Below are 18,528 nucleotides of genomic sequence, written 5' to 3' on the forward strand. Positions count from 1 at the left end.
GCCAAATACCCCTGCGCCAACTGCGCACCGGCCACATACATTTCACCCGGCACACCCTGCGGCACCGGACGAAGACGATCATCCAGAATATGGATCGCCAACGTCGAGAGCGGACGACCAATGAACGACGGATCCGCCGAACGCACATCGCCGCGATCGATCTCGCGGAAGCTCACATGCACCGTCGTCTCGGTGATGCCATACATATTGACCAGCCGAGCCCGGTCATCGGGGTTCTCATCAAACCAACGACGCACCTGATCAAACGCGAGCTCTTCGCCACCGAACACGATGTACCGCAACGCCGACTCGGCACTCGGGTTGCGGCGGCGCGCATCGATCACCTGATAGAACGCCGACGGCGTCAGATTCAAGAACGTCACCTGCTCATCAGCAAGCAACTGAACAAACGCATCCAGATCGCGGGCAAGATCACGATCCACGATCACCACACGCGCACCCGAGAGCAGCGGACCCCACAACTCCCACACCGAGAAGTCGAACGCATACGAGTGGAACATCGTCCACACGTCATCAGGCCGGAAATCGAAGTCCTGCGCACAGGCAGCCATCAACGCCGCGACATCAGCGTGCGTGACCTCCACACCCTTGGGCAGACCCGTCGAACCCGACGTGTAAATCACATACGCCCGCGACGACGACGGCACGCTCACCGACGTGAAACTCGCACCCGCATTCTCGACGATCACCCGATCGACATCGAGGACAGCAACACCGGCGCCGACCGCTGACCACAGTTCATGGCCCTGCGTGGAAGCGTCTGTGAGCACCACCGACACGCCGGCATCACCGACGATGTACGACAAGCGTTCGACCGGGTTGGTCACATCCAACGGCAGATACGCACCGCCGGCCTTGAGCACACCCAGAATCGCCACCGGCAGATCCACCGACCGCGCCGTGGCCAAACCGACCAGATCACCGGCACGAACACCGGCAGCCACCAGACCCGCGGCCACCGCATCCGAACGGCTATCCAACTCTGCGTAGGACACGGTGACACCCAACGCCGACACCGCCGGCGACGAACCGAAACGCTCCACCGACCCGGCGAACAACTCGACCAGCGTCCGCTCAGCGCCCTCGGGAACCACCGGCGCAGGCGGCCCTGGCAACCGCTCCCGCTCACCGGAGTTAAGCAATACCACGTCACCGACCGGAGCAGCAGGATCAGCCGTCACCCCATCCAGCAGCACCACCAACCGATCCGCGAACGACTGCACGGTCGCCTCATCGAACAGATCCGTGGCATACAGAATCGAACCCGCCCAGTCCCGGCCAGCCGCCGCCGACGACACATTGAACGTCAGATCCACCTGCGCCGGCACCACCGGCGCCGCCAGGGCCTGCGCCGAAATACCGGCGATCTCCATCTCCGCCTGCCCCACCGACGCCGCCGGATCAAACGACAACATCACCTGAGCAAGCGGAGAGAACGCCTCCGACCGCACCGGATCCAACGCCTCGACCACCGACTCGAACGGCACTTCGGCATGGGCGAACGCATCCAGATCCGACACCCGCACCTGATCAAGCAACTCAGCGAAACTCATCGACGAATCAACCCGGGCACGCAACACCAGAGTGTTCACGAACATGCCCACCAACGCATCGAGCGACTCCGAGCCACGCCCGGCGATCGGCGTCGCCACCGCAACATCCCCGGTCGCCGACAACCTCGCCAGCAGCACCGACAAGCCGGCATGCACCACCATGAACGGCGTCAACCCCGACCCGGCAGTCAACCCCGCGATCCGATCACCGATCTCCGCCGGAATCACAAACGAAACCTGCCCACCGACATGCGAAGCGATCGCCGGACGCGGACGGTCCATCGGCAGATCCAGCACATCCGGCAACCCGGCCAGCGCCTCACGCCAGAACACCAACTGACGCCCCAGCACCGAATCGGCCACCTCGGGCGCACCCAAAACCTCGTGCTGCCACAACGCGAAATCAGCGAACTGCACCGGCAACGGCGCAAACACCGGCACCTCACCCGCGGCCCGTGCGGCATAGGCGGTCAACACATCGGTGACCAACGGCAACATCGACTCACCATCAGCAGCGATATGGTGCGCCACCACCGCAAACAAGTAATCGCCGCCCTCGCGGCAGATCACCACGCGAATCGGCCACTGCATCGTGACATCGAAACCAGCCGACACCGCAGACCCGAACGCCTCAACCGAATCGGTCTCGATCCACACCAGATCCGCATCCACCGACGACTCGGGAGCAATCACCTGAACCGGCACACCCTCGACATCAGGGAACGTGGTCCGCAACACCTCATGGCGGCGCACCACATCAGCGACCGACGCCCGCAATGCCTCGACGTTCACATCACCGGACAAACGCAACACAACCGGAATGTTGTACGTCGGAGCATCCGGCTCCAAACGATTGATGAACCACATCCGCTGCTGCGCGAACGACAACGGAACCCGATCCGGACGCGGCACCACCGCCGTCACCGGCGGCAGCGCGCTGCCTCGATCAGCCAGCGCTGACGCAAGCTCGCGCACGGTCGGCGCGGCGAAGACATCGGCGATGGAGACCTCGACATCGAGAATCTCGCCGACACGACCGACCACGCGCATGGCCGACAGCGAGTTGCCGCCCAGGTCGAAGAACGACTCGGTGACCGAGATCTGGTCCATCCCGAGGATCTCGGCGAAGACCTCGGCGATCGCGACTTCCTCGGCACCTTCTGGGGCGATGTACTCGGTAGCTTCCACGACGGGCTCGGGGAGGGCGTTCTTATCCAGCTTGCCCACCGGAGTGAGCGGCATTGTGTCCAGCACGTTGATCGACGCCGGCACCATATGACTCGGCAGCCGTTCGGCCAGGAAGCTGCGCAGCTGCGCGGGCTCCGCCTGGGCCCCGCTGCGCACTGCGACGTAGCCGGCCAGTGCAGTGGCGACCGATCCACCGACGCCCACCACCACCGCAGTCACCACGTCGGGGTGACCGGCCAGGACAGTCTCGATCTCACCGAGCTCGATCCGCAGACCGCGCAGCTTGATCTGGTCGTCGCTGCGGCCGGTGTACTCGATGACCCGATGGCCGCCGTCGTCGTTCCGCCAGCGCACCACGTCGCCGGTCCGGTACATGCGGTCGCCGGGGATGCCGTACGGGTTCGCGACGAAACGCGAGGCGGTCAGCGCCGGAACACCCAGGTATCCGCGCGCAAGCTGGTCGCCGCACACGTACAGTTCGCCGGGCACCCCGACCGGTACCGGCTGCAGTTCGTCGTCGAGCACCAGGAAACCGACGCCCGCGAGCGGCCCGCCGAGGTACACCGGCGCCCCGACCTGCATCGGTTCGCTGATCGCGACGCCGATGGTGGTCTCCGTCGGGCCGTAGAGATTCTGGATCCGCGGGAACATGGCCCACTGGTCCTTGAGTGCCTGAGGTACGGCCTCGCCACCGGCGTAGACCACCCGCAGCGCAGGGAGCGTCGCCGGGTCCATGGTGGCCAGCACCGACGGCGTCAGGAACGTGTGCGTCACCGCGTGCCGCATCATGAAGTCCTGCAGCACCTGCCCACCGACTGCCTCGGTCGGCCGGTACACCAGGACGCCGCCCGACCGTGCCGCCAGCAGGTATTCCAGGACGGACGCGTCGAAGCTCGGTGAAGCGAAGCCGAGTACCCGGGAGCGCTCATCGGCTTCGGAACGACGAACCTCCTCGTCTGCGAAATTGGCAAGGCCCGCGTGGGTCACCGAGACGCCCTTGGGCCGGCCGGTGGATCCGGACGTGAAGATCACGTACGCGGTGTTGTCGATGCGCACCGGCCGTAGGCGATCGACATCGGTGACGGCCTTAGAATCGAGCTCGTCGATCTCCGCCGCGAGACCGTCGTCGTCCAGCCGATACCACGCGAAGCCGCCAGCCGGCAGGTGACCCGACGCCGCAATCGCGAGCCCGACGGACGCTCCGGAATCCTCAATCATCGACGCGACTCGGTCCGCCGGGTAGGTGGGATCGATCGGCACGTACCCGGCGCCGGTCTTCGCGACCGCCCAGATCGCGACGAGCAGCTGCGACGAGCGTTCGATCGCGAGGGCCACCAGCTGTTCGCTGCCGACGCCCTGATTGATGAGCCAGCGCGCGAGCCGATTCGATCGCGCGTCTAGGTCTGCGTACGTCAGGTATGAACCGTCGGGATCGACGACGGCTTGCCGCGGCCCCCACTTGTCGACGGCCTGCGCGAAGATCTCGCTCAGCAGCACCGGGTCGACGCCCGCGCCGCCGGACACGATGGCACCATCGGTCGGGATCGTCCGGGCCTTCCTGACCTCGGGCACGTCGGAGACGCTCGGCGCGGCCGTGGACGCAGCGGAGCTTTCGGCGACGTTCTCCGGCAGCGTGATGCTGGCGACCGGTAGCGACGGATCGGCCACCACCTGTTCCAGGCTCGCCACCAGGTAGGCGGCGACCATGTCCATGCTTCGCCGATCGAAGAGATCGGTGGCGTAGAGCAGGCTGCCGGACCAGTCGCCGTCGGTGTCCGCGACGGTGACGAGAAGATCGATCTTGGCGGGAGTCTCCGGCGCCGCGACCGGCTCGACGGTGAGGCCGCCGAACTCGGCGCCGGCCAGTGTCTCTCCGGCCAGTTCCGGCACGTCTGTCTGGTTGAACGTGAGCCAGACCTGCGTGAACGGTGAGAAGGCCGAGGACTGCACGATGCCAAGTTCCTCGACGACCGTCTCGAAGGGCACATCGGCGTTGACGTACGCGTCGAGATCGGCACGCTTGGCCTCGGCCAGCAGCTCGTCGAAGGTGATTCCGCGCGGCACTCCGGTGCGGAGCACGAGCGTGTTCACGAACATGCCGACCAGGTGCTCGAGTCCGGCCTGCCCGCGTCCGGCGATCGGGGTGCCGATCGCGATGTCGCGCTGGCCGGTCATCCGGGCCAGCAGTGCGGCGAGCGCCGCGTGGACGACCATGAACGGAGTCGCTCCGGACTGATCTGCGAGTGCCCGGATTCCGGTGGCGACGGCCTCGGGGATGACGAACGGAACCAAATCGCCGCGCTGGGAGGCCACCGGGGGTCGCGGCCGGTCGAGCGGCAGTTCCACCAGCTCGGGCAGTCCGGCGAGCTGGGTCTTCCAGTAGCCGAGCTGGCCGCCGACGACCGAGTCGGGGTCCTCCGGAGTTCCCAGCACCTCGTGCTGCCAGAGTGCGTAGTCGGCGAATCCGTACGGCAGTTCGGTGAACTCCGGATCGCGGTCGTCAGCTTCGGCGAGGTAAGCGGTGAGCAGATCGGTGACGAACGGTGCCATCGACTCGCCGTCGAAGGCGATGTGGTGGACCACCACCACGACGATGTGCTCGTCTGGACCGACCGCGAGGACCCGGATGCGGATCGGGGTCTGGCGGGTGAGGTTGAAGCCGGACGTCAGGGCTTCCTGGATCTCGTCGGCCGAGTCGACGACGTCCCAGTCCAGACGCGCGGCCACCGATGATTCCCGCGCGATCTTCTGGCGTGGGTTGCCGTCGACGGACGGGAAGGTGGTCCGCAGCACTTCGTGGCGCACCACGACGTCGACCATCGCCGTGTGCAGTGCGTCGAGGTCCAGCGGACCGGTGACGCGCAAGCCCATCGGAATGTTGTAGGCCGAGGAGTCCGGATTGGCCTGGTTGAGCAGCCACATGCGGTGCTGCGCGAACGAGAGCGGCACCTGCTCGGGCCGCGGCACCACCGCGGTCACCGGCGGCAACGCGACAGCCTTACCCACCGAAGCCGCAGCCAGCTCACGCACGGTCGGGGCCTCGAACAGATCCCGGACAGTGAACTCCACACCGAGCGCTTCACCGGCTCGTGCGACCAGGCGCATGGCGCTCAGCGAGTTACCACCGGCATCGAAGAACGACTCGGTCGCCGACACCCGCTCGACCCCGAGCACATCGACGAACACCCGAGCCAGCGCCTCTTCGGCCTCACCCTCAGGAGCCACATACTCGGCCTCCAAGCCGCCGAACTCCGGCGCCGGCAACGACTTGCGGTCGATCTTGCCCGCCGTATTCAACGCGATATCGTCAACGACCATCCACACCGTCGGCACCATGTACCCCGGCAACGCCGCAGAAGTGGAGACCTTCACCGCATCCAGATCCAGAATTTCTCCCGGACCGGCACAGACATAGCCGACCAGATGCTCGCCACCATCGGGGGAGACCGCCACCGTCACCGCCGTATGCACCACACCCGGCGCCGCAGCAAGAACCGCTTCGATCTCACCGAGCTCGATCCGCTGACCCCGCAACTTGATCTGGAAATCGGTACGACCCAAATACTCCAGCGAACCGTCGCCGAGCCTGCGCACCAAATCACCCGTGCGATACAAACGCGCACCCGGCGCCCCATGCGGATCCGCGACGAAACGTTCCGCAGTCAGATCCGGGCGCGCCGCGTAACCACGCGCCAACTGCACACCACCCAGATACAACTCACCCGGCACCCCCGCAGGCACCCGATGCAGGCGACCGTCGAGGACCACTGCCGACGAGTTCCACACCGGCACACCGATCGGCACCGTCGGATCCTCCGCCGACACCTGCCCGATCCGCTGATAGGTGATCTCGATCGCCGCCTCGGTCGGACCGTACAAGTTGTAGAACAACGCCTCCGGCCACACACCACGAGCCGGAGCAGCCACCGCCGGCGGCAACGCCTCACCCGTCGTCGACACGATCCGCACCGAATCAAGCCGCTGCAACAACGACTCGGGCACCACATCCAGGAACACCGACAACATCGACGGCACGAAATGCACCATCGTCGCCTGCGTGCGCGCAATCTCCTCAGCCACATACACCGGCTCCAGATGACCACCCTGCTTAAGCACCACCAGCGACGCACCCACCATCAACGGCGCAAACAACTCCGGCACCGAACAATCAAACGTGTACGGCGTCTTCTGCACCACCACATCAGAGGCATCGATCGGCAACTCATCCAAACCCCACCAGAAACGATTCAGCACCGCCTCATGAGTCAACGTCACACCCTTAGGCATCCCCGTCGACCCCGACGTAAACAACGTGTACACCGCCGAATCAGCCCGCAACGGCGACAACCGATCACCATCAGTCACCGGAGCAGCTGCCGCAGAGTCCGCATCCACCGGCGCCGACGCATCCACCCCGCACACCGGCACACCGGCCGCCTCAGCCGCCGCCAACGCATCACCGACCAACGAACGATCAGAAACCACCAGAAGCTTCGCCCCCGACGTGGTCAGCATGTACTCGGCACGATCGACCGGAGTACCCAAATCAATCGGCACATACTGGCCACCAGCAGCAACCACCGCATGAATGGCAACCATCATCTCCACCGACCGCGGCACCGCCACAGCCACCGAAACCTCAGGCCCCACACCCGCAGCAATCAACTCCCGCGCAAACACATTCACCCGCGCACCGAACTCGCCATAAGAAACTTCACGCCCACCGAACACCAACGCCGTCGCCTCCGGCGTCCGCGCCACCTGCCCAGCCACCGCATCAGCAACCGACACCACCGCAGGAAGCCCCACAGAACGACCCCACTCACGCCCGACCTCAGCCTCGGCACCCGCAACGGTCAACAGCGGCAGATCGGCCACGAGCTCGTCCGGTACCGCCGCGCCCGCTCGGAGAATCTCCGCGATTGCGTCGGCTAAAACTTTCACCTGTTCTTCGCCAAAGACATCCGGCAGATACTTCAGGTGCCCACTGACGCGTCCGCCGTGTTCTTCGGTGATGAAGCTGACGGGATAGTGGGTGGCATCCCGCATCGAGATCCCGCGCAACTCCAGTCCGTCTGAGCCTGCCTCCGAAATTGACTCGGTATCGATCGGGTACGACTCGTGGATGAACAGGGTGTCGAATTCGAGCGCCTGCGGTGCGATCCGGGCGAGGTCCGGCAATCCGATGTGATGGTGATCGAGCACCCGGACCTTGTCGCGCTGCAACGCCGCGAGCATTTCTCGGAACGTCACCGACGGATCGATATCGACGACCACAGGCAGGGTGTTGATGAACAAACCGACCATGGTGTCGACACCATCAAGATCGGCCGGCCGTCCGGAAACCGTTTCGCCGAAGGTGACCACGCGGTTGCCGGTCAGACGGGACAGCAGCACGGCCCAGGCCGCCTGCAGCACCGTCGACAGCGTGGCTCCACATTCCCGTGCCAGGCGCAGGACTTTCGCAGAGGTGTCATCCGCCAGTGCGAAGCCGACCTCGCGCGGAGCCTGATCGATCGCCGTGGTTCCTGCGGGCGCGATCCGGGTCGGGCCGTCAACGTCCGCCAGGTTCTCCTGCCATGCCGCGATACCGGCAGCAGTATCGGTGCGCGCCACCGCTCGCGCGTGGTCGGCGAAGCTGTGCTCGTGTGTTGGCGTGTAGGGCGCACCCGTCGCATAGGCGGCAAGCAGATCTGTTAGGACCAGCGGGCCGGACCAGCCGTCGAACAAAATATGGTGCGAGGTGACGATCAGATCGGCACCGTTGGGGTGGCGGACCAGGATCGCCCGCATCAGTGGCGGGGACGACAGGTCGAAGCGTTGCGCACGCTCGGTGTCGGCGATCTCTGCCAGGCGCACTTCCGCGGCTTCGTCGTCTAGGTCTCCGAGGTCCGCCTCGCGCAGTGGTACCGCGACATCGTCGGGTACCACTGCCACCGCTCCGGCTTCGATCTGGCGGAAGCCGGACCGCAGCACCTCGTGGTGCTGCAGGAGGATACCCATCGCCGCTTGCAGTCGGTCGGTATCGACGTCGCCGAATTGCACACGCGCCTGCACGTGATAGACGTCCAGCTCGTCGTCGCGAACCATGCCGGCCTGGAAGAACAATCCGGCCTGCAGCGGCGTCAGGGGCCAGACCTGCGCCCCCGGAAGGTCCAGCGCGATCAGGTCGAGTTCTTCCTGAGTGATGCCCGAGCCCGGCACGTCCGACGGCGAAAGACCGATCTGGTTCCGGCCTGCTTCCACCGCGGCGGAGAGCTCCGCCGACCACTGATCGGCCAGACGTTGGACGTCTTCGGCCTGGAGCATGGCTTCCGGGAATCGGAACCGCACCTGCAGGCGGCGGCCATCCTCGCTGGCGACACTCATCGCATCGATGATGAGCGCGGCCGACATGGTCATCTCGCCTCGAACGCTGCCCGGTAGTGGCGGCACATCACCGGCGGTAGCGAACGGCGTCTCGACGCCCACACCCGCGGCGCCGGTCGCCCCAAGATAGTTGAACAGGATGGACGGCAACGGCCTCGATCCGAGATCACCGATCGCGCGTTCACCATTCTCGCGGTACCGCAACACCCCGAATCCCGCTCCGCCGTCGGGGGTGCCGAGACGTTCCTCCTTGGCGGCCTTGATCGCGTGCACGACGTCGGCGGCCGGATCCAACTTCAGCGGCGCCAGCGTGGTGAACCAGCCCACCGTCCGCGAAAGATCCGCGCGCCGCGGCTCGTCGCCACGATCCAGCAAATGCTCGTCGCGGCCGTGTCCTTCGGCGAGAACCGATACTGTGGCAGCGGCATCGATTCCTCGCGAACGCTGCCAACCACGAACCGCGCGGGCGAAGGTCCCCAGCAGCACGTCGTCGACGGTGCCGCCAAATGCCTCCGGCAATCGCGTGAGTACTTCGTCGGCTACCTCGCCCTCCACGTTGTGGACCAGTGCGACCGAGGTCTTGTCCCGATCCCGGCTTGCATCGAATCGGCTGCCCAGTCCGGTGGGCAGCTCCGGCAGCCGCTCCAGCCAATAGCCGGACTGTTCCTCGAACTCCTCGCGCAGTCCGGCGACAGCACCGGCCCAGGCCCGCTGCGAGGTGCCTTCAGCTCGCAAGGAGATCGGCTTACCTTCCTGGTGCTGCGCCCACGCGGTGATCAAGTCCTCGATCAGGATCGGCCAGGAGACCGCGTCCACACCGAGGTGATGGATGGCCAGCACGATCCGGGCCCGGTCGTCGCCGGTGGTGACGAGGCATGCCCGGAGCAGACGACCTGCCGCCGGGTCCATCCCGGACACCGCCTCGGTGTAGGCGCGCAGGACGTCGGCACCGAACTCTTCGGTGCCGCTGTCGTTTGTCGACTGGACGGACAGCACGGACTCGGCGGCGTCGAATTCAGTGCCCGCGGTGAGGGTCCACGCCTCGTCGACGATCTCCAGTCGCGCCGAGAGCATAGGATGTGCGGCGACTATCGCGGCCAGGATGTCGGCCAGTGCCTCCGGCGTCATGCCGGCCGGGGCAACAAGCACCATCGACTGTGCGAAATCAGCGAAGTCCGAGGGCTGAGATGAGTGCTCAAGCATCCAGGATGTGATCGGCCTGATGACAGATTCCCCGACACCTCCGCCCGGAAGCTCGTCCAGCACCTGAACACCCCGGTCGGAATTTGTGACCAGTGCGGCCATCTTGCGCACGGTGCGGCTCTCGAAGATCTCTCGTGGCGAGAGCTCCCAGCCGGCCGCCCGCGCCGCCGACGCCAACCGGATCGACATGATCGAATCGCCACCGAGAGCGAAGAACGACTCGGTGACCGACACTCGATCGATCCCGAGGAGACCACCGACAATGGCCGCCAGCTGCTCTTCCACCGAGCCAACCGGAGCGGCGTACTCACTCTGCGCGGCAGAGAAGTCCGGAGCGGGCAATGCCTTACGGTCGAGCTTGCCGGCGCTGTTCAAAACGACGTCGTCGATCAGGTTCCACACCGACGGCTGCATGTACTCCGGCAACGCCGCCGCCACATGCTCCTTCACCGAATCCAGATCCACCGACGCCGGTGAGACGTAACCGACCAGGAACTCGCCACCGGTCGAAGCCTGCGCCACCGTTGCTGCGGCATGCACCACACCGGGAGCCCCGGCGATCACCGCTTCGATCTCACCAAGCTCGATACGCTGACCACGCAGCTTCACCTGGAAATCGGTACGACCCAGGTACTCGAGATCGCCACCGGCCTGGCGCTTGACCAGGTCACCAGTGCGATACAGACGCGAACCCGGCTCACCGAATGGATCAGCGACAAAACGTTCTGCCGTCAACGCGGGCGCAGCAGCGTAACCCCGCGCGATCTGCACACCACCCAAATACAACTCGCCCGGCACACCATCGGGGACCGGCTGCAAACGATCATCCAAAACCAGAGCGGTCGTGTTGGCGACCGCACGCCCGATGGTGACGAGCTCATCGCCCGGCAACACCTGCACGGCAGTCACATCGACCGCGGCCTCGGTCGGGCCATACAGGTTATGCAGTTCCGTGGACGGCAACACCGTCAGCAGTTCCTGCGCAATCGCCGGCGCCAGAGCTTCACCCGACGTGAACACCTCGGTCAACGACGTCAACGCCGCGACACCGTCACCGACCACATCGAGGAACACCGAGAGCATCGACGGCACAAAGTGCACCACCGACACCTGCTCCTCAGCGATCACCGACGCCAAGTACTGCGGATCCCGATGCCCATCCGGACGAGCAATCACAAGAGGCGCACCGATCAGGAGCGGCAAGAACAACTCCCACACCGACACATCGAACGTGTACGGTGTCTTCTGCAAGAACCGAGCATCCGCGGCAAGACCGTAGTCGTCACGCATCCACACCAGACGGTTCAGCACCGCCTCATGCGAGACCGTCACACCCTTCGGGGTGCCCGTCGAACCCGACGTGAACAACGTGTACAACGCGCTGTCACCATGCAACGGCGCGAGGCGCTCAGCATCGGTCACCGCAGCAACCGAGAGATCAACCTCAGCGGCTCCGTCGACCTCGATAACCCGCGACTCCAAGCCGGCGACCGGTTCCGGCGCGGTACCCGCAGCGACCAGCACGACCTGGGCGCCCGCCGTATCGAGCATCACCCGGGCACGCTCAACCGGCGCCGCGATGTCGACCGGCACATACTGGCCACCGGCAGCGGTGATCGCATGAATGGCGACCAGCAACTCCACGCTGCGATCAATGCACACACCAACAGCGACGTCCGGGCCCACACCCGCGGCAATCAGTTCACGCGCCAACGTTGCCACCCGGGCACCGAACTCGGCGTACGAAACCTCACGGCCCTCAAACACCAACGCCGCGGCATCCGGAGTCGCAGCCACCTGCGCCGCCACCGCATCGGCAATCGGCAGCGCAGGCGCCTGGACCGCCGGTCCCGAAGACACCGCGAGCACCTCGTCGCGGGCCGACTGGTCCAACAGTGCAACATCGCCGACAGCCGAACCGGGGTCGCTGGTCAACTCATCGAGGAAGGCCACGAATCGATCGGCCAGCGACCGCGCCGTGGACTCATCAAACAGATCGGTGGCATAGACGACCGCACCCGACCAGGTGCCATCGCCATCGGGCAGCACCCGGAAGGTCAGATCGACCTGGGCAGGAACAAACGGATCAGGCACACCAGCGACCCGCAGACCCTGCACGTCTGCTTCGATCCCTCGCATCGAGGCACCCGGATCGAACGACAGCATCACCTGTGCCAGCGGCGAGAAGGCCTCACTGCGCACCGGATCGATCGCATCAACGACGGCCTCGAACGGCACCTCCTGATGCGCAAAAGCATCAAGATCGCCCTGACGCACACGTGCGAGCACATCGGTGAACGACACACCCGAATCGACCTGGGTACGCAACACCAGCGTATTGACGAACATGCCGACCAGCGCGTCCAGCTCGGCCTGCCCACGACCGGCAACCGGCGTAGCGACCGCAATGTCTTGCGTCGCCGACAACCGCGCCAACAGCACCGCCAACGCGCCGTGCACCACCATGAACGGTGTCACGTCATGAGCACCGGCAACCGCCGCGACCCGTTCAGAAACCCGAGCCGGAATCTCGAACCGGACTTCAGCACCCACATACGAAGCAACCGCCGGGCGTGGCCGATCCGTGGGCAACTCCAGCACATCCGGCAGATCCGCCAACGCATCGCGCCAGTACGACAACTGACGACCCAGCACCGAATCCGCCTCATCCGGCGCGCCCAGCACGTCACGCTGCCAGATCGCGAAGTCGGCGAACTGCACCGGCAAAGGCGCAAACGGCGGCTCCTGGCCGGCCGCGCGTGCCGCGTACGCGGTCAGCACATCAGCGACCAACGGACCCATCGACTCACCGTCGGTGGCGATGTGGTGTGCGACCACAGCGAACACGAACCCGTCGGCACCGACAGGGCAGATCACCGCACGGATCGGCCACTGCTCGGTCACGTCGAAGCCCGCAGAGACCTCCGCAACCAACTCGGCCTCAGACTCGACCTCGATCCACGGCAACTGCGCAGCGACTGCAGACTCGGGCGCGATTACCTGGACCGGCGCACCATCGGCGTCGGGGAACGTGGTCCGCAGCACCTCGTGACGTGCCACGACATCAGCAAATGCCGCCTGCAGTGCCGCTACATCGAGGGCACCGGTAATCCGCATGACTGCCGGAATGTTGTAGGTCGGCAGCGACGGATCGAAGCGGTTGATGAACCACATCCGCTGCTGCGCGAACGACAATGGGATCTGCGCCGGACGCGGATCTGCCTTGGTGACCGGCGGCAACGCCGGGGCGCGGCCGGCGACCTCCGCAACGAGTTCGCGCACCGAGGGAGCGTCGAAGACGTCGCGCACCGACACCTGCACACCGAGTGCGTCACTCACCCGCGCGACCAAACGCATGGCCGCGAGCGAGTTACCGCCGGCATCGAAGAAGCTCTCGGTCACCGACACCCGGTCGACGCCGAGAAGGTCGGCGTAGACCACAGCGACTGTCTCTTCCTCCGGAGTTTCGGGGGCCACGTACTCAACAGCAGCGAACTCGGGCTCGGGCAGCGAGCGGCGATCCACCTTGCCCGCCGTGTTCAACGGCATCTCGGCCAAAGTCACCCAGGCGGTCGGAACCATGTACTCCGGCAGCTGCTTGGCCAGCTCAACGGCGATGGCGTTGGTATCGACCGACGCCGGCGCGACATAACCGACCAGCTGATCACCCGCCGGGCCCTCGACCACACGAGCCGCGGCATGCACCACACCATCGACCCCGGCGATCGCCGCCTCGACCTCACCGAGCTCCAAACGCTGGCCACGCAACTTCACCTGGAAGTCGGTGCGACCCAGGTACTCGAGTTCGCCGGAGTCGCTGCTGCGCTTCACCAGGTCACCGGTGCGGTAGAGACGCGAACCGGCTTCACCGAACGGATCGGCGATGAAGCGTTCGGCGGTCAGATCCGGACGCGAGGCGTACCCGCGTGCGGACTGCACACCACCCAGATACAACTCACCGGCCACACCATCGGGCACCGGATGCAGACGCGAATCCAAGATGAACGCAGTCGTATTCGCCATCGGCGCACCGATCGGCACCACTTGATCGACCTCATCGAGCACTGCCGACATCGTGTAGACCGCGGCCTCGGTCGGACCGAATAGGTTGACCACCTTGGCCTGCGGCACCCGGCGACGGAAATCCTTCGCCACCGCCGGCGGCAAAGCTTCACCACCGGAGAACAACACCTGCAGATTCGGCAACAGCGGCTCATCGCCGACGATGTCCAAGAACGCAGCCAGCAGTGACGGGACGAACTGCACAACGCTCACGTCGGCAGCGTTCATCACGTCAGCGAGGTACTGCGGATCGCGTTCGCCCCCGGCATCAGCGATCACCATCGTCTGGCCCGCCACCAACGGCCAGAACAACTCCAACACCGACGCATCGAACGTATGCGGAGTCTTGAACAACAAACGCTGATCGCCGGCCGGAACAGTCTGGTCGAACCACGCCACAAAGTTGCGCACCGCACCATGCGGGATGGTCACACCCTTGGGCAGACCCGTCGAACCCGAGGTAAACAGGGTGTAGGCGGCATCGGAAGCACGCAGAGGAACAAGACGCTCGGACGAATCCAACGGCTTGGCGTCGGCAGCGAGCTCGCTCGAGCAATCGACTTCGATTACCGGGACGTTCAATCCGGCGACGAACTCGGGGACCTCGGCACCGTTGGCAACCAGTACGAGCTGAACGCCAGCGGTTGAGGCCACGTACTCGGCGCGCTCAGCCGGGGAATCGGTAGCGATCGGCACGTACTGGCCACCGGCGGCCATCACCGCATGGACTGAAGTCACGAGTTCTGCGGAGCGGTCCATCACCACACCGACGGCAGTCTCGGGACCAACGCCAGCAACGATCAGCGTCCGCGCCAACTCGCCGATCCGGGCACCGAACTCGCCGTACGAGAACTCGCGCTCCCCCGCCACCAAAGCCAGCGCATCCGGGCGGGCCGCCACCTGTGTAGCGACCGCGTCGGCGATCGTCTCGTCCAGGATCGGCTCCACCGGGCCAACCGACTCGGCACGAACGGTCGCCGACTCGACGTCGTCGACCAAGGTCAGGTCGCCGACCGGAGCGGTCGGGGACGACAGCACACCCTCGAGCAGTCGGACGAACCGCTCCCCCAACTTTTCGATCGTTGAGTGATCGAAAATCGAGGTAGCGAACGTCAGCAGACCCGTCCAGTCCGACGCCCCATCGTCGGCACCGGCGATGGTGAGGTTCAGGTCCATCTGGGCCGGGGTGTCGGCGCCGTCGAACGGCTCCACGGTCACCTCTCCGACCGGCACACTCTCATCGGAGGCCTGCGCCAGCGGATCAACCGACAGAATCACCTGCACCAGCGGCGAGAACGCCTCCGAGCGCACCGGATCGACCGCATCCACGATCGACTCGAACGGCACCTCGGCATGGGCGAGCGCATCCAGATCCGCCGCACGTGTACGCGCCATCAACGCCTCGAACGACTCCGCCGGGTCGATCTGCGTCCGCAGCACCAGCGTGTTGACGAACATGCCCACCAGGGCATCCAGCCCGCGCGGACCACGACCATCGATCGGCGTGCCCAACACGATGTCGCTCGCGCCCGACATCCGGGCAAGCAGCGACGCGAACACAGCGTGCAACACCATGAACCGGGAAGCACCCGACTCCGCAGCGAACCGATCGATCTCCACACCGAGTTTGGCCGGGATCGCGAACTTCACCTGATCACCAGCCGAGGAGAACACCGCAGGACGCGGCCGATCGGTCGGCAACTCGATCACTTCGGGCACGCCCGCCAGCACATCCGTCCAGTACGCCAGTTGCCGGCCCATGACCGATGCCGGGTCCTCGGGTGAACCGAGCACGTCGTGCTGCCACACCGAGTAATCGGAGTACTGCACCGGAAGCGGCACGAACTCCGGCACCGCACCAACGCTGCGCGCGGCATACGCGGTGAGCAGATCACCCACCATCGGTCCGAACGACTGACCGTCGAAGGCGATGTGATGCACCACCAGAGCAAGCACCAGCGAATCGGCAGACTCGGCCACCAACCGCACCCGCACCGGCAGTTCGATGGTCACATCGAACCCGCGCCGCAGCTCAGCCAGCACCTCCTCCGTGGTCTCGACGACCCGCCAATCCAGCCTGGTATCCGCTTCACCGGCCTCGACGACCAGCTGGTACGGCACGCCCTCTCGATCGGGGAACACCGTCCGCAACACCTCATGCCGGGCAACCACATCAGAGACCGCCTGGCGCAGCGCGTCCAGATCCACCGCTCCACGCAACCGGAACGCGGACGGAATGTTGTACGTCGGCGCCGACGGATCCAGGCGGTTGATGAACCACATGCGCTGCTGGGCGAACGACAGCGGAATCATCTCCGGGCGCGGCATCGCCGCAGTCACCGGTGGCAGCGCCGGCGCACGATCAGCCACTGCCGCAACAAGCTCGCGCACCGTCGGGGCATCGAACAGGTCGCGCACGGAGAATTCGACGCCGAGCGACTCTCCGGCGCGGGCTACCAGTCGCATCGCCGAGAGCGAGTTGCCGCCGGCGTCGAAGAAGCTTCCGGTCACCGACACCCGCTCCACGCCGAGGACATCGGCGAAGACTTCCGCGACAATCCTCTCAGCGTCCGTCTCGGGCGCGACGTACTGCGTCTCGGCCACGTCGAAGTCGGGCGCCGGCAACGCCTTCCGGTCCAGCTTGCCGGCGGTGTTCAGCGTCACGTCATCGAGCAGTACCCACACGCTCGGCCGCATGTATTCCGGCAGCGCGGTCTCGACGCCGCCTTTGACCTGCTCGAGGTCGACAGACGACGGTGCTGCGTAACCGACCAGGAATTCCCCGCCGCCCGGAGCCTCAAGCACCGTCGCGGCAGCATGCACCACGCCGGGTACGTCGGCAATCGCTGCTTCGATCTCGCCGAGTTCAATGCGCTGACCGCGCAACTTCACCTGGAAGTCGGTGCGACCGAGGTAGTCGATCTCTCCGCGCTTGTTCCAGCGAACCAGGTCACCGGTCCGATAGAGCCTCTCGCCCGGCTGGCCGAACGGGTCTGCAACGAAGCGCTCCGCAGTCAGCGCAGGCGCAGCCGCATAACCGCGCGCCACCTGAACACCGCCGAGGTAGAGCTCTCCCGGCACTCCCGTCGGCACCAACTGCAACCGGTCGTCGAGCACATACGACGTCGTACCGGGCACCGGTGATCCGATCGGCACGGTCTCGTCTCCGCGCCGCACCTGCTGGCCGATCACCTCGACGGCGGCCTCGGTGGGTCCATACAGGTTGTGCAGTTCGGCGTGCGGGAACACGTCGAGCAAGCGCTGAGCGACCGCCGGCGGGAGGGCCTCACCCGAGGCGAAGATCATGCGAACCGACGTGAGTTGCCGGATCCGGTCCCCGAGGATGTCCAGGAAAGCCGCCGCCATGGACGGGACGAAGTGCACGACGGTGATCTGCTCACGCTTGATCAGGTCGAACAGGTACTGCGGATCGCCGTGCCGCCCGGGTTCGGCGATGACCAGCGTCGCCCCGATCGTCATCGGGAGGAACAGTTCGGGAACGGACACGTCGAAGGTGATCGGGGTCTTCTGCAGGAAGATGTCCTCGCTTCCCAGCGACGACCAGTCGCGCATCCAGGCAAGACGGTTGACGATCGCGCGATGAGCGACCGTGACGCCCTTCGGCCGTCCCGTCGATCCCGAGGTGAACAGCGTATACGCGGCATTCTCCGGGAGCAGCGGCGTGAGCCGCTCGTCGTCATCGAGCGGGCACGCCGCGAGATCGACCTCGCTGGCGCAGTCCACCGAGAGCAGACGCACGCGTTCGCCCAGACCGCGGACCGACGCCGGTAGGTCGCCTGCCCGAATGAGTACGAGATCTGCACCGGCGGTGGTGACCATGTACTCGGTGCGGCCCTCGGGCGCGTCGATGTCGAGCGGGACGAACTGGCCGCCGGCGGCCTCGATCGCATGCAGCGAGACCAGCAGTTCTACGGAGCGCGGCATGGCGACGGCGACCGCTACCTCCGGCCCGACTCCCGCGGCGATCAGTTTCCGGGCCAGTGTAGCGACGCGGGCGTTGAATTCGGCACGTGAGACCCGTCGATTCCCGAAGACCAGCGCGGCTGCCGCCTCATGGCTGCCGCGCTCGCTCACCTCAGGCACTGGATCCCCCTCCTTCGACGTCATATCG

General features: G+C 65.7%; 1 protein-coding gene (cut by a window edge). It reads right to left on the bottom strand.

Annotated features, from left to right (window positions below; translation table 11 throughout):
* Nucleotides 1-18,500: the 5' portion of a non-ribosomal peptide synthetase gene (locus C6V83_RS16020; protein ID WP_159067541.1), read on the bottom strand. Its footprint begins 2,122 nt before the window's first position; the window shows 18,500 of its 20,622 coding nt (coding positions 1-18,500); its start codon is at nucleotides 18,498-18,500; its stop codon lies beyond the left edge, outside the window.
* Nucleotides 18,501-18,528: the final 28 nt, after the last annotated feature.

The organism is Gordonia iterans, assembly GCF_002993285.1.
Lineage (GTDB): Bacteria > Actinomycetota > Actinomycetes > Mycobacteriales > Mycobacteriaceae > Gordonia > Gordonia iterans.